Below are 21,464 nucleotides of genomic sequence, written 5' to 3'. Positions count from 1 at the left end.
AAAACTTTCAAAGAAAATCATCTGGAAAATTTCATTTTATAAAATTACTGCTGCAATTACTCCGCATATAAATAATGGAATATTATAATGCAAAAATGTAGGGACACACGTATCCCATATATGATTATGCCTTCCATCAGCATTTAACCCGGCAGTTGGTCCAAGCGTACTGTCAGAAGCAGGTGATCCCGCATCTCCTAAAGCACCTGCTGTTCCAATAAGCGCTGCAGTTGCCAATGGGGATAAACCAGCGGCTGCACAAATTGGTACATATAATGCTGCCAGGATAGGAATTGTACCAAACGATGTACCAATACCCATTGTGATAAATAATCCAACCACCAACATCGTCGTAGCAATCAGAAACGATGATGTGCCGACCATAGAAATTGCCTGTTCAACAAGCTTTTCAATGTCTCCTGTTTCCTGCAGTACGGTCGCATAACCGGAAGCAACCAGCATAATAAAAGCTATCATCCCCATCATTCCAATACCTTTTTGGACCACTTTTTCATTCTCGTTCATTTTTATTACTCTCGTTGCAAACAGGATAATGATCCCGGCCAACGCTCCAAGAATAAGTGATTCCGTTATAAGCTGTGTTACCAATGCTGCGATAATCGCGATAATTGTCATCCATTGATAAAATCCCCAAGTTCCTTTTTCTTCTGTGTACGCAACTTCTATATTCGCTTCATCCGGCCGGCTTTCCTTAGGCAGATGATCTTTACGGTACGTGATAAAAATAGCTACCAATAATCCGACTACCATTCCTGCCCCGGGTATCAACATAGACATCGTTACCTCATTCAAGGTAATAGGCATGTTATTTGCGATCATTTCATCCCGAATAATCCCTTGAAATATTAATCCGAAGCCTACCGGTATTGTCATATAAGGCGCTTTAAGTCCAAATGTTAATGCAGCAGCCACTGCCCGCCTATCTAATTTTAATTTATTAAACAGACCTAACAATGGCGGAATTAAAATAGGTATAAAAGCAATGTGTACAGGTACGATATTTTGTGACAAACAAGCGATTCCGGCAATAGTCAAAACAAGTGCCATTTTTTTACCTTTAAAAAGTGTTAACATCTTATTTACCAGGATTGTAGTAATTCCTGATAAACCAATCATCACAGCAAATATTCCCAGCAGAACATAGCTTAATGCTGTGTTTGACTGTCCCCCCATGCCCGACACCATCAGTTCCGCTGCATCAGCCAAACTCATTCCAGACATTAAACCAGCCGTTAAAGCTGCAAGAATAATGGCAAATAAAACATTGACACGAAATAAACTTACCACTACCATCACAAGCACACTGACTAAAACTGCATTTGTAAGCATCTCCCAACTCCCCCTTTATTTTTCAATCTTTTATGAGGTATCATGCGAGTTAAAATAATCTCGAATGATAACACTGCCGTTTTCATAAAACGAAACTTCATTCATTAGGAGTTTTTCTTCATCCCTCAATGAATGGTAGTTGAACGGATCGGACCGTTACTGGCTGTTGGATCTCCCACTTAGAATTTTCGAGCTTCCTCTATTCTAGAAGTGGGAGTCTTATAAAGCCCTTCGATGGGGCGAGTAACCGCAGCCCCAGTCCCAGCCAGTTATACTGCGATAAAAACCGATAAATACTCCCTCTTTTTCTTTATTTAATAGAAATTTCTTTTTTAAAAAAGTTATTGTTATGATACAGCGGGTGTAATGTCTGATTAAGATTCTCTATATCCTCTGAAAAAACTCTGTCTTCGGTAATGCTCGGTACAACAAGACGCATCTTCTCCCATTTTTTCTTTAATTTCGGCGACAGGTTTTCTACGCCTTGATATTCCGCTGCCTGCAGGGAACAAATACATTCAATCGCTAACACACGTCGTGCATTCTGTATTATCATTCCTGCATGTCTTGATGCCGTTGTCCCCATACTGACATGATCCTCCTGATTGGCAGAGGATGGGATGGAATCCACGCTTGCAGGATGTGCTAAGGTTTTATTTTCCGATACAAGGGATGCCGCAGCGTATTGCATAATCATCGCTCCCGATTGCAAACCGGGTTCTGAGCTTAAAAAGGCAGGTAATTCATTTAGCTGTGGATTCACTAACCGCTCAGTACGGCGCTCTGATATATTTGCTAATTCTGCCACAGCAATTTTTAAAAAGTCCATTGCAAAAGCGATCGGCTGGCCATGAAAATTCCCGCCTGAAATAACAATCTCTCCTTCATCAAAGATCAGCGGATTATCCGTGGCTGCATTCATCTCAATCTCCAGTTTTTCCTTCACGTAATCAAGTGCTTGCCAGGACGCACCATGTACTTGGGGAATACAACGCAGGGAATACGCGTCTTGTACCCGCTTTTCGCCCTGTCTTGTAGTCAGTCTGCTCCCGTCTAACCATTCCCGCATTCTTTTTGCCACCTCTATTTGCTGCGGGTATCCCCTTGCTTCATGTATTGCTGGATGAAAAGCATCAACAATTCCTTCCAACCCCTCCATTGTCATTGCAGCAATCCATTCACTATCAAAAGCAAGCTGTTCCGCTTCAATATAATTGACTACCCCCATAGCAACCATTGCCTGCGTTCCATTGATAAGCGCCAGCCCTTCTTTTGCCTGCAATGTAATCGGATGAATTCCTTTTTCAGAAAAAACGGAAGCGGAATCAATTACGTTTCCGGACTCATCATAGACTTTCCCTTCTCCAATTAAAACAAGTGCCAAATGAGCCAATGGCGCCAAATCACCTGATGCCCCTAAAGATCCCTGTTGCGGAATGACTGGATGGATCTTTTTATTAATTAATTCAGCCAGTAATTCCACCAACACGCCGCGAACTCCTGAGAATCCTTTTAGCAAAGCATTCAACCGCAGTACCATCATGGCACGTGATACAATTTCCGGAAAAGGCTCACCAATCCCGCATGCATGGGAACGGATTAAATTTAATTGTAAATTTTCAACGTCCTTTTGATTGATAATCACATCACTAAATTTTCCAAAGCCTGTATTAATTCCATATACCGTTTCTCTATCTGCTACAATTTGTTCAACAGCACATCTGCTATCATGAACTTCCTCCATGCTTTTTTCGGAAATGGATACTTTTTCATTATCCAGCAAAATTCTTTTTAGTTGTTCAATCGTTAAAGAATGGCCTGTTAATTCAATCATTGTTTCTTCCTCCTTCTTAACGGAATTTTTTCTGCTCCGTTACACTGACTTTCTCTAAAAAACAGCAAAAAGAGGCGATAACGGCATACTAAAGTAAGCCATCATCACCTCCTAACGTCTCGTTACTATAGGTCATGATTTCGTTATTTGTTTGTTGAAGAAGATGTTCAAAAAGTTCAATAAAAATGACACATCGAATTTTTGAACACACATTTAAATATGATTAATTCCAAGACCAACCGCTTCATGCTCCAATCCTTTTATAGGCGCTCCAATTGTCCCGTAAAAGGCGACGGCAATCCATTCTCCTTCTTTTTCCTCTTCATACGGTTTCCCGCGTACAACAGCAAAGCGAAGACCTACTGTCCGCATTGTCTCTCCAATCGCCAGCTGTCCTCTGGTTACCCCTTCAAGCGCCTCAACAATGGTATGATATAATGCGTGGGTTTCCCGATAAATACCTTCTTCAATTAATCCGCTTCTCTTCACTGCTGTTTCCACTGCGGAAATAACCTTCTGCATATTCATGGACCCGACTTTTCCAAGGCATGTATCCACCCCGTCAAAAATGGATTCAAAGGAGCTGTACTCATTTTCATCTAACATAGCAAGCAGTGTGGCAATTTTTCCAATGCGAATTTTTTGCGACATGTAAGCGCTCCCTTTTTACCTCAAAAATAAAACTTTTTACTAGTAGCTATTTTCGATTATAATCTGAATAGTGGTAATAGTCAATTATTTTAATGGCATTTCATATAAAATGAAAAAGTATTTCACCTGCGAACCTGTTATATTTATATGATCGCTTTTCTTTTTTGATAACCAGTCAAAAACGACAACATCGTATGAACGGGAATAGCTTTTACCTTATAGTAATAAATATCCAACCGGTGCAGCAATTAAAATAGTTAATACAACTCTTTCAAACCATATTACGATTAGTTTTGGAATACTAATTGGGATGTCTGTTGATAAAATAACTGGCACAACAGCTGAAAAAAAGATGATAGAAGAAATACATACCACAGCTATTACATATTTCGTTATTAAAACTGCTTCCGTCACCATTAAAGCAGGTAAAAACATTTCTACAATTCCCATGGAAACGGCTTTCGCTGCTAATAAAGGTTCAGGTAATTGGACCAACCATGTGAAAGGGTAAAAGATATAGCCAACAATATCAAAGATCGGTGTATATTCCGCTAACACAAGTCCCAGCAGACCAATAGACATAATGGATGGTAGAATTGCCATCGTCATTACCATTCCATCCTTTAAATTCATTTTAATATTTTCAAATAAACTGGGGGCATTATCAGCAACTTTCATCGCTTGTTCCCACGCTACCTTTATGCGATTTTCTGTAATTATTTCCTCATATTGAGGTTCAGCCCCATCGTAGTATTCATTACTCATTTTATTCAGGGGCCATAATCGTACGGTAATTGCCGTTACTAAAAATGTGATGACAAGTGTTGACCAGAAATACAGGTTCCAAATACCCATTAAATCTAATGTATTAGCAACAACTACCATAAACGTCACAGAAACAGTAGAGAATCCAGTTGCGATAATTGAAGCCTCTTTTACTGAATACTTCCCTTCTTTGAACACACGATTAGTTATTAGTAATCCAATTGAATAACTGCCAACAAATGAAGCAACTGCATCAATTGCAGAACGGCCGGGAGTTTTCCAAACAGGTCTCATAATTCTTTGCATTAGTACTCCAATAAATTCTAAGAGTCCATAACTTACTATAAGTGCAAGGAATACTGCACCAATGGGAACGAGAATGCCAACAGGTGTAACTAGACTATTGAGTATGAAAGGTCCCATATCTGGATTAAATAACCACGCTGGCCCAATATTAAAAACAATCATTAGTGCAGCAACTAATCCTAAAAGTTTAAAAAAAGATAGAACTGTATTTACCTTACCTTTATTCCATGTACCATTAATAAACGGATAAATGGCACCCAAAGCAATAACTATTAATAAATAATAAGGTACAAAAGCAGGAAAATTATTTCGAATGAAAGTCACCATATGGTCTAGCATAATGGAAGTATTTTCGTTAATCGTTATGGGGATAAAAAACATAAATCCACCTATTAAACTATAAATGCTGAATTTGATAATATTTTTGCGATTATTATTATAATCATTATCAACATCATATTTAGTCGTTTGAATCTCACTCATTTTACACCCAACCTTTTTTATTTGAATTTAGTCTGTCAGCAATATATCCCCATAACAAAAATTTTTATCGCAGCCCCAGTCTCAGCCCCACGATACCGTAAACTTAGCCTTTGTTCCTTTAATCTTCAATAGGAATGAAAGAAAACCCGCATTTGAGGAAGTTTCACTTTATCACCATTGGTTTAGTTATTGCGATAACTATCCTTTATTTCTCTTCTTACAATACCCAGTCAAAAACGACAACATCGTATGAACGGCATTTTTCACCGTAATTTGCGCTACATCTTTTCTTGGATCCAGACAAACAATATCCATCGCTTTGACTTTCGGATGTTCTCCCGCAAGCTGAACAGCATCAAATAATTCTTCTGTATACATCCCTCCTGGCGCTGCAGCAGGTGTCCCAGGTCCATGTACAATATCTAATACGTCCATATCCACTGTTAAATAGATCGTATCTACTTGTTGACTCAGCTGTTCTAATGCATGCGCAATAACTTGCTCTACTCCTTCTTTACGTGCTTGTTTCATAGTGGTATAACGAATCCCATTTTGATCTGCAACGTCTTTTAGTTCTTTTGCGTTAAAGAAACCATGCAGCCCAATAGTGTGGATATGCTCTCCTTTAACCGTACCACTCTCCATGATATTTCGGATCGGAGTGCCATTTGCCGGTCCAAATATTTTCAGATCACGTAAATCAAAATGAGAGTCAATTTGTAAAATTCCAATGGTCTCCTTAGGATGCGCCTTTTCCCAGCCCTTTACCAGCATAGCCGTGATGGAGTGATCACCGCCCATCGTAATCGGCAAAGTATGCGGGTGATGACTTCTTATCGCCGCCATTGCTTCTTCAATATTTTGGTGGGAAGAGGCGATGTCTGTTACATGCTGCTTCACATCTCCTAAATCTACTACCTTTAACGTCGCCAAATCTATATTTTCATCCAGATTGTACGTACCAAAGGATTTCCATGCTTGCCGCATCGCATCTGGATTTTCACTGGCTGCCGATGTACTGATAGAGGATTTAGAAAGCGGGACACCGAGGATCGTCACATCATACGGCGACCAATCCACCTCAGTATCTCCAATCGTTTCAATCCATTCATGAACCTTTAAATCTGTTGTTTGCTCTGTCTGTTTGGACCATATCATGCTGGGCTTATGGAGCATTGGGTAAGGATAATGGTTCATTGTAACCGCCCCTCCACCACAAGCTGCTTCCCGGATTTTATAACCGTATCTACATGATTCATGCCATATTGATACGATAAAGTTAAATAATTAGGAACATCAAAAATCGTAATATCTGCCTTCTTCCCTGGTTCCAGACTCCCTGCTTCATCTGCACATCCAATGGCATGCGCTGCATTAATCGTCGTCGCAGTTAATACTTCTTCTGGTGTCATATTCATCTTCAAGCAGCCTAAATTCATGATGAAAGGCAAGGAAATCGTAGGAGAAGATCCAGGATTTTGGTCTGTTGACAATGCAACAGCAACCCCTGCATCGATCATCTTCCTCGCAGGAGCAAATTCTGCCATTAAGAAAAATGCTGTACCTGGCAATAGAACGCCAACAACTTCCTTTTCCGCCATCGCCTTAATCCCTGCGTCGGATGCTTTAAGAAGATGATCCGCTGAAATGGCACCCACTTCTGCCGCTAATTCCGCTCCGGCATAGGCTTCAATCTCATCTGCATGAATCTTAGGGATGAGTCCATACTGTTTACCTGCTTCCAGTACACGCTTTGATTGTTCTGGTGTAAATACACCGCGCTCACAAAATACATCATTAAATGTAGCCAGTTTTCTTTCGGCTACTTCCGGAATCATTTCCTCTACGACACGTGTAACAAACGTTTCCGGATTCTTTTTCTCATCTAGCGGCACCGCATGCGCTCCCATAAATGTAGAAACAATATCCATTGGATGGTTTTGCCGCAGCTGCTCTGCCACTTCCAGCTGTTTTAATTCATGTTCAAGTGTTAATCCATATCCGCTCTTTGCTTCAACGGTGGTAACACCATGTAATAAAAACTTATCTAAACGTTTTTTTGACGCTTCATATAATGTTTCATAGCTGGCAGCCTGTGTAGCACGGGTTGTAGCATGAATCCCGCCGCCGGATTCCATAATCTCCATATAGGTTTTTCCTTTTAAACGCATGGCATATTCATTTTCACGTGTTCCCGCATGGACAAGATGCGTATGTGGATCAATCAAACCAGGTGTGACAGTTTTGCCCGATACATCAATTTCCGTGGCAGAATCAAGTTGTTCCTTGTATTTTTCGCGCATTTCTGCATCTGTACCTACCTCAACAATTTTGCCATCTTCTACCCAGATACTCCCATGTTCCAAAATTGTTATGTCGGACATCGCCTCTTTTTTGGCAGGCTTATCAGAATGTCCGGCCATAGTAATTACTTGGTTCGCATTTGAAATAAACAGCTTTTGTGTCATTGTTTTCCCCTCCTGAAGTTACATTTTCTCTATTTGCCAGTGATATTTAAAATAGCACTCCCCAGTCAAAGAACTGCTTTTCCCGGGGAATTGCTATCTATATTATTGATCTTTTAACATCGGAATGTTGACGTTCTTCTTGCGGGCTGTTTCCTGGGCTAACGCATAGCCTGCATCCGCATGACGGACAACCCCCATTCCCGGATCCGTCGTCAACACACGATCCAGCCGTTTTTCCGCATCCTTTGTTCCATCCGCTACAATGACCATGCCGGCATGAAGGGAATATCCCATTCCTACCCCGCCGCCATGATGGACACTGACCCAGCTTGCTCCACCAACACTATTAATCAGAGCATTTAAAATTGGCCAATCCGCAACTGCATCACTTCCGTCCTTCATCGCTTCTGTTTCCCGATTCGGCGAAGCAACAGAACCAGAATCGAGATGATCACGGCCGATAACGATTGGAGCACTTATTTCACCACTGGCAACCATTTCATTAATAATTTTTCCAAAACGGGCGCGTTCTCCATAGCCCAGCCAGCAAATACGTGAAGGCAGCCCCTGGAAACTCACCTTTTCACGAGCCATACGAATCCAGTTACATAAATGCTTATTATCACTAAATTCCCGTAAAATAACTTCATCCGTTTTATAAATATCCTCTGGATCTCCCGATAATGCTACCCAACGGAAAGGTCCTTTCCCCTCGCAAAATTGCGGACGAATATAAGCTGGAACAAAACCAGGAAAATCAAAGGCATTTTCCACTCCTTCGTCTTTTGCTACTTGACGGATATTATTTCCATAATCAAAGGTAACAGCGCCCTGCTTTTGCATTTCCAGCATGGCTTCAACATGCTTTGCCATGCTTGCTTTGGAAAGCTTCGCATATGCTGCTTCATCTTTTCCCCGTAAATCATCAGCCTTCTCCAGACTGAATCCTTCAGGAACATACCCATTTAATGGATCATGCGCCGAGGTTTGGTCCGTTAACACATCTGGGATGAACTCTTTTTCAATCATTTTCGGCAACAATTCTGCTGCATTGCCCAACAAGCCAATGGACAACGCTATCTTTTCCGAGCGGGCTTCATTAGCAAGACGAATGGCTTCATCCAAATCATCGGTATACGTGTCTAAATACTTCGTTTCGATTCGGCGATTGATTCGATGCTGATCTACTTCAATCGCGATACAAACTCCGCCATTCAACGTTACCGCGAGCGGCTGCGCACCGCCCATTCCACCGAGACCCGCCGTCACTGAAATGGTCCCAGCCAAATCGCCATGAAAATGCTGCTTGGCACATTCCGCAAATGTTTCATAGGTTCCTTGAAGAATCCCCTGGCTTCCAATATAAATCCAGCTTCCTGCTGTCATTTGTCCATACATCATTAATCCTTTTTGATCCAGCTCATGAAAGTGATCCCAATTCGCCCAAGCCGGAACAAGATTTGAATTGGCAATTAATACTTTCGGTGCATCTTTATGAGAAGGTAAAACCGCTACGGGCTTACCAGACTGAATTAATAATGTCTCATCCTCTTCCAAAGCTTTTAAGGAAGCAACAATCGCTTCATAACACTCCCAGTTTCTTGCTGCTTTTCCTATTCCTCCATACACGACTAATTCATCCGGATTTTCCGCTACATCCGGATGCAAGTTATTATTTAACATTCGTAATGCAGCCTCTTGAATCCATCCTTTTGTATTTAATTCCGTACCTCTGTATTGCTTGATTTCTCTTGGTTTCGTCTCCTCCATCACACATTCACTCCTCATTGAAGTCTTCTGATAATTCTTATTTTATCAACGAGAAGAAACGGAATATAGATCACTTCATTTCGAAATAAGATAAAAATAATAGATAATTATAAATCATTCGTAAAAACGCTTTCATTTTATGGTAATAATATTCGATCATTGTAAAAATATATGATTATTAGCACATCTTCATATCTTTTTTCCTTCTTATTGCAATCTCCATTCACGGGGAGTGAGTCCTGTATGCGATTTAAACACTCTACTAAAATAATTGGGATTGCGAAAACCAACGGCGACTGCAATATTTTGAATGGACTCATCTGTCGCACCAAGCAGCTCTTTCGCTTTTTGTAATCGAAAATAAACCAACATTTCACGAAAAGATTGATGATATTTTTTAGTAAGAATATGACTTAAATAGGATGAACTGCGGTCAACATGATCTGCCACATCTGTTAATGAAAGTGTCGCATCACTATAATGATTTTCCATATAGCCAATGGCCGCCTCAACAACATCGGCTTTCGCATACATATGCTGCTCTTTAACTGTTTGAAACAGATAATGAATAAATAGAACGAGCTCTTGGACAATACGATATAAAACAGGACTGTATAAAATAATCTCAAATATCTTTTTATAATAACTCTCACTCTCTTGATCTGTTATCCCTTTACGAAACATAAAACGACGGATCTGTGCAAGAATACTCGTTAAGCGTGTACGAAGCAGCCCCGGCTCAGGATAAGGAGCCTGCATATCAAAAAACGCGTCATACAGCCATGTTTTCAGTTTATCTCCCTGTCCTTCATCCAGCATAAAAACCCAATTTCTTTGTTCTTCCACGGTTAAAAAAGGGTCGATCTCCACCCAATCTTGTAACTCTTCTGAAGGTAGAACCTGCCCATAACCAATAAAAAAAGTTGTTTCCATGATTCGAAGGAGTTTCATATAAATTTGATGTAGCGAATCTTTCTTTTCCGTATGTACAGCTATCGCAATCGAACTTGCTTCCACATGTCTCCATTCCCTTAGAAATCGCTGTGCTTGTTTTAAGGGAGCAGGAAAATCGTGATGGAATACGAGAATGATACAATCATGCGTTGAAAACACGGATGGCTTATAATCAAAATCAAATTGCTGAATAAACGTTCGTAAATCAGTTAACGTTTCCCGTTGTTCTGCCTCTAATAAATAGACTGGATAAAGAAAAGGCACTTGATCATCCATAAATAAAGATTCATAACGCACAACTTGGTCCAGATCTGTTTCTACTTTTTTCTTACGATTCACCGTCAGATTTCCAATAGCCTGTTGGATAGCGTGTTTCATACGCGAAGGCGAGAGCGGCTTCACCCACAAATCAACAGCCTTCAAAGACATCGCCTGCATTGCCCGCTCAAATGTAGCTTCCGCCGTCATCGCTATGACCTGCCCTGAATACTGGTGAATAAATGATTTCACCAGCTCCCATTTATCCTCCGATATCATATCCAATTCAATACATAAAATATCGGGAAGTTCATTTTCAAGCATTGCCAGCATATCTGTTACCTGATTCGTTAAATGAATATTCGTTATCGGGAAGGAATATTTAGACAACAGCCAGCTAATCCCCTGGAGTTCTTCTTTATCACGATCGGCTAGTAGTAGTTTGTAGATGGGAAGGACCCCCTTTTTCGTTAATCTTTGTATGTTTATTGTATTATAAGTGGTGGTGGTTGGGTATGGGTTTGTGGTTTTATTACAAATGATCATAAGAAAAAACATGTCCTCGTATAAAATCGCCGTTTATCATTTTGAACAGACTTTTTGCACGATTCTCCAGATATTAAATTAGTGAAGAAAGCTACTCCCATCCCTGCGAACTTTGCACTGATGAGAATAGCTTTTTTCGACTAACTATCCATGTTTTATCCTATTTCGGTATGCATTAAAAATTAAAATATAACTTCCTGCTAAAAGAAATAACGCTCCGGCTAAAAACCAATTATACGCATTGGTTGATGGGTCATAATCTACTATAGCACCGCTATTCCGTAAGCAGTTAATGTATCATCATCGTTGAATTTATTTCCATTCAAACGGATATACATATCCATTAAAGATAATTCTTTTAATGGTGTTATATCCTCGATAAGATTGTCATCCAAACTTAACTGCCACAAATTTTCCAAGTCAGTTAAAGAATCTAAGTCACTAATAGCATTATTATTTAAAAATAAAATCTCCAAATTCTTTAAATTGGTTAAGGGGGTAATATCACTGATAGCATTTTCATCCAAATGTAACCAATTCAAATTCTCTAACTTAGATAATGGTGTTACATCACTTATTGCATTCCCATCCAAATATAAATACTTTACATTTTCCAAGTTGGATAATGGATTTAAATCAATTACTCCTTATCATTGTATAGCGATAAAATCGGGAAAGGTTTATAAACTTTTCCCGAACACTAAAAAATATCTTTTATGCAAATGATTTTATTTAAGATATCCATTAACAGCTCGACGAAATCGTTGAGCACTTTATATAAAACACGAAATAGAATGAACTATTTAGCTTATACTTCTATTTTCAATCAGAAAATCAATCCTATAAGCCAATATTATTCTTGGTCATTACCTACCTCTATCTTTTTATGTGTTTCAGCTAAATAGGAAGCATAAGGAATAGCATGTTGTGCTACTTCAAATTCATACGTAGCAATACCAGGCTTGTTTACATTTACTTCAATTAAAAATATGTTCCCTTCTTTATCTATCGCTAAATCAAACGCAAGCTCTGCAACGTTTTCCATAAATAAACTTTCAAAAACACGAGCTGTTTTATACGAGTATTTATCTATACTAGCTATTATTTTTTCCGGATTTACTTCTCCAAAATTCCTTTGCACGAAGCCTTCTAACTGCCCTCTGTAGCCACCATGTCTCAAACGTGTTATTGTCGCATAGTTAAGACCTATTCGGGGGAATGATTTAATAATCGACCATTCTCCTGTTCCATCCTTCATCAGATGAACACGAATATCAAATGGGTTCCCTTCTAGTGTTCTTGTTTCTATATATTTTTGAACAAGGTAATCTCCTGCTTTAATCTTCTTACTCAAGAAAGTTGTCAATGATAATTCATTATAATATTTTTTATTTTCTTTTTCAGCCACTACATACTTACCTGTATCAATCTTAGAAACGAAATGAACATCTTCAGCAAAAGTCCCTACTCTCGGTTTGATGATAACAATCCCATACCGTTCGATATAATCCAATACATCTCTTGTTCGAGTCACTTTCTGATATGGGATGATAAAATCATCTAGCTCCCCAGTTGCTTGCAACTTATCATATACTTCCAGTTTACTAATAGGACTGCCATAAAACTCATTCGTAAAAGGAATATCATCCATCTCATCGTAAATGGATTTATAATCTCCAAGTATTTGAGTAACGCTTTTATGTTCCTCTATACCTAAAAGCCTTAAACGATCATAAACCACATCAGGGTAACGAACTACTTTCGGTACCCATTTTTTATCCTCATAGAAGTACCCTCGGATTAGCATAGCATCAAAGTCAATATCTTTTGGCGTAAAATAATAAAATTGCTTTCCTTCATATTTTGCCACATAAGCACATCGAACTGCTAAAACGTCTTCCTCAAATTCAGATACCAGCATTCCAATTGTTATACTCTCATTATCCAATTCTGCTACCGGAAGTCTGACTGTACGTGCATTAAATTCTCCTCTTATTTTATCTCGCTTTTGAAATTCATTCGTTGTGTAAATCCCGTTTTTAGCTATGTAAATGGCATATCCAATTGTATTTGTAGCCCAGTCTTGTTGATGGTATCTCGATTCAGGTCCATTATTGATTTCATGCATCCAAAATCTTCCACTTTTATCTATGGTTAAGTCAATTCCCATATCACTCAAAGAAAAATCCATTAGTTTATCTACATAAAGAATAAGATCTAACGCTAACTTTTTTAAATCCTTTGCATACTGACTACCTTTATCACCAAATTCAACATCTAAAAAGGTTGCAAGTTCTTCCGTCCTGCCTCCCTGGCTAATATTACTTAAAATACTTTGCCTATGCCCAATCCGAGGATATATTTTAGTCATTTGCCACTTCCCTTCGCTATTTTTTTGCACATGCGCTCTAATATCGAACGGTTCGCCATCTTTCGTTCTAGCTTCGATATAATTTTGGATAATATAATCGTTATTTTTTACAGCTAGAATAGCTTGAATCCATTCATTAAACTTTTTCTGGCCGACTACTCTCTCTTTCTTTCCTTCCTGAATAAAATAGTGGCCGCCTTTTTTTTCTACCAAAAAAACTCTCAAACCTTGTCTGCCGAGTATTGGCTTGATAACAGCTTTTTTATTCTTATCTAGAAAATGATAAACGGTTGCTTCCTCTTTAATTAACCTGAAAGGAGCAAGTAGTTCTGCATATTTTCTTTTTCTTATTAACTTATCTGGAAAATAATATTTATTTCCAATTCCAAAGTTAGTAAATGGGATTTCTTTTCTTAATTTTTTCTCAATTTGGTTTTGTTGTCTTCGTGATGTTGTTTCAACATTGTAAACCACCTCTGGAAATGAGACCGGCATTTGTTGCCAAGAGCCATTTTGAAAAACGGTTCCGTTAATTTTTTTTGTTTTAAAATTTATATCATCAGAACAGAAAAATACAAGGCTGGCGTTTTGTTTTTTTCCTTCTTCCAATAAAGCATGTATTCTAGATTTTGGTTGTGTATTTAAGGGATTAGTAGAGCTTAAATACACTCCAATCGTAATAGGCTGTTTGGATACATCTAATTCATATGCTTCGTATCTTTTTTTCCATCTTCTTAATTGAGGTAGAAGAGAAAATTGAGCGATCTCAGATATTTTTATTAATTTATCCTTTTCCAATTCTTGAGCGATGAGCAATAATGATTTCTGTACCTTTTCTTTGTCTTGTTTTTCATCTATTGATTGGGTTTTATTAGTCACATTTTCTATAGATCCCACCCCTTCTACGATGGAACTGAATAGATATATACTCTGTTTCATTTCTTTTTGCTTTATCAATTGGAGAAAATGTTCTGTCGCTTCAATTAAAGTAGAAATAATATTTAGGATTTGAAAGTTTTCCTTTTCTTTTATCTTACTCATTATCGCACTTCCTTTTAACATATTAGTCGAGTGGTAGACTCTATTGTTATTATCGGTTTGTATAGTTATATTTTAAAGGGACAGACAGAAGATATATGAAGATAATTAAAAAGAGACTCCAATAATAATTTATTAGAGTCCCTTTTAGATTTAATATTATTGAAGTAGTTGTAATACTCCTTGAGGTTGCTGGTTAGACTGCGCCAACATGCTTTGCGCCGCTTGAGATAGAATATTATTCTTCGTAAATTCCATCATTTCTTTCGCCATATCTACATCTCGTATTCGAGATTCAGCAGCTGTTAAGTTCTCAGATGATGCTCCAAGATTATTAATGGTATGTTCTAGACGGTTTTGTACTGCACCAAGGTTAGAACGGTTTTCAGAAACAGTATTAATGGCTTCTTGTACTAAATCGAGATTAGCTGAAGCTGTTGCGTTAGTTCCATCTAATTCTGATAAACCAGTTAAACCTAATGCGTCAACTGTATTTGTGCTCAATTGTAAGTCAATTGTTTCACCTGAGTTAGCTCCAACTTGGAATGTAAGAGAAGTATTTTCACCGTTTAACAATTTTTTCGTATTGAATTGTGTTTGATCAGCAATACTTCCGATTTGTTCGGTAAGTGCTGTAATTTCTGATTGAATTTTATTAGTATCCTGTTCTGTTAACGTTTCATTGGCAGCTTGATTATAAAGCTCACCCATTCTTTGCAGGATAGCGTGTGTTTCACTCAATGCACCCTCAGCTGTTTGAATCAGAGAGATTCCATCTTGTGCGTTGTTAGATGCTTGTTCTAACCCACGAATTTGGTTACGCATTTTTTCAGAAATTGCTAAACCTGCTGCGTCATCTGATGCTTTGTTAATACGAAGACCAGAAGAAAGTTTTTCTAAAGAACCTTGTACTCCGTTTTGGTTTACTCCCAATTGACGATGTGCGTTAATTGCGGAAATATTGTGATTGATAATCATAATTTCTTACCTCCATGTAATTGTAATTTTTTGAGCCACATCCATGTGATCTCATTTATATTAACCATTTAGGTTAATATCATCATAAATTCTACTCGTTAAGGCCCTAACGAATCATCCTTTGATGATCTATTTCTTATATCGGTAAAAGGGACAAATTGTTTAAGCTTTTTTATCATTTTTTTTAAATTTATTTGGATTCTTGCTTTTCCGCGTAAAGACTCAAAAAGGTATACATTGTAAGCGTTTCAATAGGTAGATGTAAAAAATTACTACCACTTATTTATTTTATTTTTCTCACATTTACTGATAGAATCTTGCTAAGAGCCTTATCGTGTCTTTTTATGCCATATCCAACTTAACTTCTGTTTGGTGATTGGAGAGGGCGTGAGAGTATGTCAGAAATTGAAGAATTGAACAAGCAGATTGAAACGAAGCGTAAAGAAATGTATGCAGTTTATGAAAAAAATCCAAACGACCCGAATTTATTAAAAATATCGCAATCGCTGGATAAATTGCTGAATCAATTAGACCAAATGTTAAAGAAAACATAGCAAATCAAACCTTAAAAAGTAGGATTGCTTTCGGCGGGACTGTAATTATTCGTCCCATTAAAATCGGTGCACTTGTACTAAGTTTTAAAATTTAGTTGCGTTAAAACCGTTTCTTCAGGGACTTATTATTTGCCCAACAAAAACTGGCGCTACAATTTTATGCTTTCCTATAAGTGAAAAAACTCCCATTCAACGGAAACGCTGATAGCTCATAGCGATACTTTCTGGTAATTGTTGTTCACTGCTGTATTTCTTATGAAAGCAAAACAAATTGCCATGTTCTACTATGTAAACATGTGAATGGATAATATGTATAGAAAGAATAAGGCTGTACTCCATTTTTTCGGGTGGACAAACTCGATAACGTTTGTCCACTTGAAAAAATATAACATTATTTATCCCCGTTTTTTAGCTATGGAGTGCATGTTTAACATATATAAGAAAAACGATCAGTTTGCTTTACTTTAGTAAATTGATCGTTTTTCTTATGTTTTTCTATCGCGCAAAAAAGAAGGATCTCCCATATAAAACGAAACTTCATTCAGTGGGAGTTTTTCGACGCACAACTCTTTACGATGGGACGAGTAATCGCAGTCCCAGGACGTGGTGAACTTAGTCTGCTTCCTTCATTCTCCCACTGAATTAGCCTTAGTGATTCAGGGAGTTAGCGCCCGTTATCTCCCGCCTAAATTAATTTATTTTCACTCTTTATTTTGAGGCGGGAGTTTTACGGACGGTTCTCCGTGATGAAAGAAAATCCTTCTTTTCTATATTCCATTACTAGTATTTATACTCGGCAACTTTTGTTGTTAAATCTTCTGCCATGGTGGACAGGGATTTTGCGGATGCAGAGATTTCTTCCATAGAAGCCAGTTGTTCTTCCGTAGAAGCCGCTACCTCTTGAGAAGATGCAGCATTGTTTCTCGCAATCGCCGATAAGTCATTTGCTGTAGAAGAAACTTCTTGGACTGCAGCAGCCATTTGCTCAGAGATGGCCATCACTTCTTCCATTTGTGGTTTAATGTCTCCACTTGAACGCAGGATCTCCCCGAATTTATCAATCGCATCATAGGATACTTCTAACCCATTATTTACATTAGCTGTTACTTCCGACATTTTTTCCACAGCTTTTTGGACGTCTGCCTGAATTCCATGGACAATCGAGCTGATTTCGCCGGCTGATGTTTTTGATTCCTCCGCTAATTTACGTACTTCATCCGCAACCACAGCAAATCCTTTTCCATTTTCCCCGGCACGGGCCGCTTCAATCGCTGCATTTAATGCCAAAAGATTCGTCTGTTCGGAAATATCGGTAATAGCTTTTAAAATTGTATCTACTTCCTTCGACCGCTCCAATAAGGATGCAATGTCCAGGTTAGTATTATCTACGGATGATTGAATCGATGTCATTTGATTTAACGTATTAGAGACGGCTTGTCCTCCAACCTCTGCCTGTGTGCTCATTTGTCCCACTAATTCCGATACTTTTGTAGAGCTGTCAACAATCCGGCCAACTCCTGTGGAGACTTCTTCTAATGAATTCGCACTTTCTTCAGTACCCGTCAACTGTTTTTCAGAGCTTGCGGATACCTCTTGGATGGCTATGGATACCTGTTCTGAGGAGCTTGTCATTTGGTCGGCATTCGCCGTTAATTCCTCTGCAGACGCTGCGACCTGCTGTGCGTTCCATTCAACGTCACGGACAAGACTTTTTAATCCTTCCTGCATCTCATTAAAAGCTTGACCAAGCTCCCCGATTTCATCTGTTGTTTTGATTTCAATCGAATGTGTTAAATCACCGGTACTGATGATTTTTGCATTCTCTTTCATATTCTGAATCGGGCGGGTGATGGAACGGATCAAGAATAAAATAATGGCTGTTCCCAGCACTAAGGTGATAACAATGATGGTTATCATCGTCGTAAATGTCGATGCTGCTTCCTCTTTAATTTCATCATAATCAATTGTTCCTGCCAGCTTCCATCCAGATAATTCATTTGTTTGGTAAACCATGATTTTCGATGTGTCATCAAAGGTATATTCGTAACTGCCTGCTTCATCGTCAAACATTGTTCCCAGTACACTTTCTTCCGCTTTTTCGCCGGTTTCAAGGGTGGGATGGTACACATAATTTTGCTGCGGGTCAATCATCACCGCATAGCCATTTTCTCCAATCGAAACTTCAGAAGCCAATTGCTGAATAGAATCAATATACAGACTGACTCCCATGACACCGGAACCGTCGTCTAATGTTTTCGTGATGCTTACCACTGTTCCTGTTTCACTTGCACTTTCAAATGGTGCTGAAATTTGCACTTCTCCAGGATTATTTACGGCATTGATAAACCAATCACGTTCCGTAGCATCGAATCCCTCTGGCAATTCTGTATCCGGCTGTCTATAAAACAAATCGCCGTCATTGGAAGCTATATATACCTCGGAGACTTCCTCATTCATCTCTTTATACTGTCCCAATACTTGATCTAGTGTTTCTTCATCCTCATCTATCTGCTCACTGTTAAATTCTGCTGCAAATGTATTCAAATCAGTTATTTTCAGTTCCAATGCATTGTCTATCGTCTGATTAAGTAACGCAGCAGTATCCTTCACCTGTTCTGTTTGCTGATTCTCTAATGAATCGACCGAGCTGAAATAGGTCATTATTCCAATGGTTAATCCCGGAATCAACAACATGAAAAAGAAGGATAATACTAATTTAAATCGAATTCCTTTTGGTTTCATTAATTTCTTCACAACTGACTCTCCCTCGCTGTTAAATTTCATTCTGATGATGCATATATCATTCTTTTATGCAATAATGTATCGAACCAGCTGTTTATACAATCAGGTCAAACATTCTCTAAGACGCTCACGACCAAAGCCGTTAGTATTCTCGACGATTGATATAAATAAGCATACACTATCTATTGACTCATTTCTCACTCCTTTTTCTGCAAATACACCGTATATATCCCTAAGAATTCATACCTATTATTTATCGGTTGATTTTTTATGAATTCAATATAATTTCACCATTTTATAACTATTTTTCTATTTGCTAACATTTATATTAAGAGTAAATACCTAAAAATAAAAAAACTGTAGTTGATAACGAGATCCTCTCTTAAAACCTCGTTTCAACACAGTTTTTTATATTAGTATTTAATATTTATACACTTTAATCTTCTCCGTCAGATCCTCTGCCATGGACGATAATGATTTCGCAGCTGCAGAAATTTCCTGCATGGACGCTAATTGCTCTTCTGTAGAAGCCGCTACTTCCTCCGAAGACGCTGCATTATTTCTGGCAATCGATGCTAAACCGTCTGCTGTTGTAGTTACCTGTTCGACAAGGGCAGACATTTGCTCTGAAGTAGCCGTCACTTCTTCCATCTGCGGCTTAATGGTTTCCCCTGTCCGTATGATTTCTCCAAATTTATCAATGGCATCATAGGACACTTCCAGCCCATCATTTACAGATGTGGTTACCTGTCCCATTTTCTCAACTGCACTTTGGACATCACTTTCGATGCCTTGAACAATGTGACTGATTTCTCCTGCAGATATTTTCGATTGCTCTGCCAGCTTACGCACCTCATCCGCTACCACAGCAAAACCTTTTCCATGTTCCCCAGCACGAGCTGCTTCAATCGCTGCATTTAATGCAAGTAAATTTGTCTGCTCTGAAATATCGGTAATTGCTTTAAGAATCGTACTTACTTCTTTCGAGCGCTCTAATAAAGAATGAATATCTTTATTTGTATCTTCTACGGATGATTGGATGGATGTCATTTGATTCAATGTGTTACTTACTGCCTGTCCACCTACATTTGCCTGCTCATTCATCTGGTCTACATAGCTGGAAACACTTGTTGAACTATCGACAATTTTTCCGACTCCTGTTGATACTTCTTCTAAAGAACGTACACTGTCTTCCGTTCCATCTAACTGATTTTCTGCGCTTGAAGATACTTCCTGAACCGCAAGCGATACCTGCTCCGATGAGCTGGTTAATTGATCCGCATTCGCAGTTAATTCCTGAGCGGATGCAGCGACTTGCTGTGCATTCATTTCGACATCACGGATCAATTCTCTTAAACTGTGCTGCATTTCATTAAACGCTGTGCCAAGCTGGCCGATTTCATCATTTTTGGATACTTTTATTTCCTCTGTTAAATCTCCGGTACTAATCACTTTTGCCCGTTTTTTCAATCCATTAATCGGACGAAGGATAGATTGAATAGTGAAGGCATTAATAGCAGCTCCAATCAGAAAAGCAACGATCATTACAATAATCAGTGTTTTTATAATCCCCGAGGCGCTGTCTTGAACTTCACTGTAATCAATGCTGCCGGCAAGTGTCCAGCCAGTAAGTTCATTCGTATCATACACTAAAATTTTCGATGCACTATTCTGTGCGTATTCGAAAACGCCGACATCTTGTTCAGTTAATTGATTTTGAAAGTTTTCTTCCAACGATGCTCCTACCTCATTTTCAGGGTGGAAAATAACATTTCCTTCTTGATCCAGCAAAATCGGGTAACCGCTTTCACCAATTTCAACCGAGGATGCCATTTCCTGAACAAAATCTATTGCTAAATCAATACCAACAACACCTGAACCATCTGCTAATGATTGGGATAGAGTAACAACCATTCCTCCATCCACTGCTGTTGTTTCATAAGGGGAGGAGATCATTAATTCTCCCGGATTTTCTATTGCTTCTATGTACCATTGCTGTTCACGGGGATCATAATCATCCGGAACTTCAGTTGCTTGTTGAATAAGAAATGTACCTTCTTCAGACCCGAAATACACTTCATCTACTTCTTCGTGAAAATGTAGATATTGCCCAAAAACAGTAAGTAATTCTTCATCTTCCTCTTCTATCTGGTCACCTGTTGTATTTTCCGCAAACACGTCAATATCCCTGCTTTTTAAGGTGATCGTCTCGTCAATATGTTGCCCCATCAGGTCGATGATTTCATTTACCTGTTTTTCCTGCTGTGCTTGCATGGAATTAACGGAGCTGTTGTACGTCAAGTAACCTATGAGAAGAATTGGTATAATCAAGATAGATGAAAAAGATATAATTAACTTTCTTTTAACTCCATTGGTTTCTTTTCTATTCTTCATAT

The 21,464-nt window shown here is 38.6% G+C and carries 14 protein-coding genes; 1 reads left to right on the top strand and 13 read right to left on the bottom strand.

Annotation, left to right across the window (positions count from 1 at the left end):
* Positions 1 to 36: 36 nt before the first annotated feature.
* From BN986_RS05635 to BN986_RS05585, 11 genes are all read right to left on the bottom strand, one after another.
* Positions 37 to 1,350: a Na+/H+ antiporter family protein gene (locus BN986_RS05635; RefSeq protein ID WP_040978674.1), complete on the bottom strand. Its 1,314-nt coding sequence runs from the start codon at positions 1,348 to 1,350 to the stop codon at positions 37 to 39.
* A 310-nt stretch (positions 1,351 to 1,660) separates the two neighbouring features.
* The gene (gene hutH, locus BN986_RS05630) at positions 1,661 to 3,184 is read right to left on the bottom strand and encodes a histidine ammonia-lyase (protein WP_040978673.1); all 1,524 of its coding nucleotides are present in this window, start codon (positions 3,182 to 3,184) and stop codon (positions 1,661 to 1,663) included.
* Positions 3,185 to 3,397: 213 nt separating this feature from the next.
* Positions 3,398 to 3,835, bottom strand: a complete 438-nt coding sequence (gene hutP / locus BN986_RS05625) for a hut operon transcriptional regulator HutP (protein WP_040978671.1) — start codon at positions 3,833 to 3,835, stop codon at positions 3,398 to 3,400.
* 216 nt (positions 3,836 to 4,051) lie between these two features.
* On the bottom strand, positions 4,052 to 5,389 hold the full coding sequence (locus BN986_RS05620; RefSeq protein WP_040978670.1) for a YjiH family protein: 1,338 nt from the start codon (positions 5,387 to 5,389) through the stop codon (positions 4,052 to 4,054).
* Between the two features lie 198 nt (positions 5,390 to 5,587).
* Entirely contained in the window at positions 5,588 to 6,586 is a 999-nt protein-coding gene (locus tag BN986_RS05615; protein ID WP_040978669.1) for an agmatinase family protein, read from the bottom strand.
* The gene (hutI, locus tag BN986_RS05610) at positions 6,583 to 7,857 is read right to left on the bottom strand and encodes an imidazolonepropionase (protein ID WP_040978668.1); all 1,275 of its coding nucleotides are present in this window, start codon (positions 7,855 to 7,857) and stop codon (positions 6,583 to 6,585) included. The genes BN986_RS05615 and hutI overlap by 4 nt, the downstream gene beginning before the upstream one ends.
* 102 nt (positions 7,858 to 7,959) lie before the next feature.
* Entirely contained in the window at positions 7,960 to 9,627 is a 1,668-nt protein-coding gene (hutU, locus tag BN986_RS05605; protein WP_040978667.1) for a urocanate hydratase, read from the bottom strand.
* Between the two features lie 207 nt (positions 9,628 to 9,834).
* Positions 9,835 to 11,385 carry a helix-turn-helix domain-containing protein gene (locus BN986_RS05600; RefSeq protein WP_187378523.1) on the bottom strand — a complete coding sequence of 517 codons (1,551 nt, stop codon included), beginning with the start codon at positions 11,383 to 11,385 and terminating at the stop codon, positions 9,835 to 9,837.
* A gap of 263 nt (positions 11,386 to 11,648) precedes the next feature.
* Positions 11,649 to 12,002 carry a leucine-rich repeat domain-containing protein gene (locus BN986_RS05595; RefSeq protein WP_040978666.1) on the bottom strand — a complete coding sequence of 118 codons (354 nt, stop codon included), beginning with the start codon at positions 12,000 to 12,002 and terminating at the stop codon, positions 11,649 to 11,651.
* Positions 12,003 to 12,238: 236 nt separating this feature from the next.
* Positions 12,239 to 14,797, bottom strand: coding sequence for a YheC/YheD family protein (locus BN986_RS05590; RefSeq protein WP_040978665.1), 2,559 nt, complete (start codon positions 14,795 to 14,797; stop codon positions 12,239 to 12,241).
* A gap of 156 nt (positions 14,798 to 14,953) precedes the next feature.
* The gene (locus BN986_RS05585) at positions 14,954 to 15,772 is read right to left on the bottom strand and encodes a flagellin N-terminal helical domain-containing protein (RefSeq protein WP_040978663.1); all 819 of its coding nucleotides are present in this window, start codon (positions 15,770 to 15,772) and stop codon (positions 14,954 to 14,956) included.
* 395 nt (positions 15,773 to 16,167) lie between these two features.
* Here BN986_RS05585 and BN986_RS26085 point away from each other — a divergent pair, with 395 nt between their 5' ends.
* Positions 16,168 to 16,326, top strand: coding sequence for an aspartyl-phosphate phosphatase Spo0E family protein (locus BN986_RS26085; protein WP_074435615.1), 159 nt, complete (start codon positions 16,168 to 16,170; stop codon positions 16,324 to 16,326).
* A gap of 780 nt (positions 16,327 to 17,106) precedes the next feature.
* Here BN986_RS26085 and BN986_RS05580 read toward each other — a convergent pair.
* Positions 17,107 to 19,080, bottom strand: coding sequence for a methyl-accepting chemotaxis protein (locus BN986_RS05580; RefSeq protein WP_040978662.1), 1,974 nt, complete (start codon positions 19,078 to 19,080; stop codon positions 17,107 to 17,109).
* A 408-nt stretch (positions 19,081 to 19,488) separates the two neighbouring features.
* A complete protein-coding gene (locus tag BN986_RS05575; RefSeq protein WP_040978661.1) occupies positions 19,489 to 21,462 on the bottom strand; it encodes a methyl-accepting chemotaxis protein in 1,974 nt (657 codons plus the stop codon).
* Between the last annotated feature and the right edge of the window lie 2 nt (positions 21,463 to 21,464).

This window comes from Oceanobacillus jeddahensis, from assembly GCF_000750635.1.
Classification (GTDB): Bacteria; Bacillota; Bacilli; order Bacillales; family Amphibacillaceae; genus Oceanobacillus; species Oceanobacillus jeddahense.
Note: the sequence above shows the minus strand (reverse complement) of the source record. Positions and strands in the feature narration are given on the sequence as shown.